2 protein-coding genes are annotated in these 901 nt (G+C 38.6%); both read right to left on the bottom strand.

The features are described 5' to 3' along the window. Positions 1-152: 152 nt before the first annotated feature. Positions 153-476 (bottom strand): type II toxin-antitoxin system PemK/MazF family toxin, encoded by a 324-nt coding sequence (locus ACFIKE_RS11685; protein WP_273791686.1) that lies wholly within the window; start codon positions 474-476, stop codon positions 153-155. Beyond that, positions 476-700 carry an antitoxin MazE family protein gene (locus ACFIKE_RS11690; RefSeq protein ID WP_273791685.1) on the bottom strand — a complete coding sequence of 75 codons (225 nt, stop codon included), beginning with the start codon at positions 698-700 and terminating at the stop codon, positions 476-478. The genes ACFIKE_RS11685 and ACFIKE_RS11690 overlap by 1 nt, the downstream gene beginning before the upstream one ends. Positions 701-901: the final 201 nt, after the last annotated feature.

Raw genomic sequence — 901 nt, forward strand, 5'->3', positions numbered from 1 at the left:
GGAAACGTTGCAAACACAACACCAGACAAGGATGATACCCTTGATCCAAACGCCCCACCAAACGCATGTGACGAAGGAGACGGCGTAATCCATATGGATGAAGAGGATAGATAAACAAAGCTATTTTATGATGATAAAAAGAAATACTATTTCTATTTTACTATTCCTAAAAATACAGCTAAACAGCGTTCAATTTCTACCATTTTATCTGCATGAATGGAGCCGAAAGCTGGACTAACTTTTTCACATCTTACCGTCATAATCTTATCAATCATGACTTGCGAAGGTTTTTGCAAACCATTTTTAGCGGTTGGCTGAATCGTAATGCGGAGTAATGGCGCATCAACAAGTGTGCTAGTAATGGGTAAAACCGTTACACTTGTATGCTCACTGAATTGATTAGCTTGAATGATTAACGCAGGTCTTGGTTTACCAAAATCGCCTTGCATAGCTATTGTGACGAGAGATCCACGCATTATTCTGTCCAGCCATCAACATCCATTAAAGATTGATCCATCAACAACTGCATAGATGTATCTGTTTTATCCATTTTTGCGACTAAGCGACATTGGCGTCGGCACTCTTCTGCAAAGTTCGGTTGGCGAATATCTGGTACCCAAATTTGCATTAAACGCAAACCTGCTTTTCTTTGTGCGTTGCGATGTTTTTGAACGCGTTCATTGACGTGCATTGTAGCCATAACAAAATCTCCATTATGTTTCATGTAACGTATAACACAGAAAAAAGTTACATGAAACGAGATTTTTAATAAAAGGCAATAATTGCAATTTTTAATATTCACTCATCCCCGCCTTGTGTGGGGCTTTTTTATGGAGAATCATATGCGAAAAATATCATCAGAAGGACTAGCACTTATCAAACAATGGGAAGGTTTGCGTTT

This window comes from Bartonella sp. MU70NMGDW (genome assembly GCF_042194085.1).
Taxonomy (GTDB): Bacteria; Pseudomonadota; Alphaproteobacteria; order Rhizobiales; family Rhizobiaceae; genus Bartonella; species Bartonella grahamii.

Excerpts from the sequence above, each read along its gene's own strand:
- ACFIKE_RS11685 (WP_273791686.1), bottom strand. The coding sequence starts at position 476 with ATGCGTGGATCTCTCGTCACAATAGCTATGCAAGGCGATTTTGGTAAA.
- ACFIKE_RS11690 (WP_273791685.1), bottom strand. The coding sequence starts at position 700 with ATGGCTACAATGCACGTCAATGAACGCGTTCAAAAACATCGCAACGCA.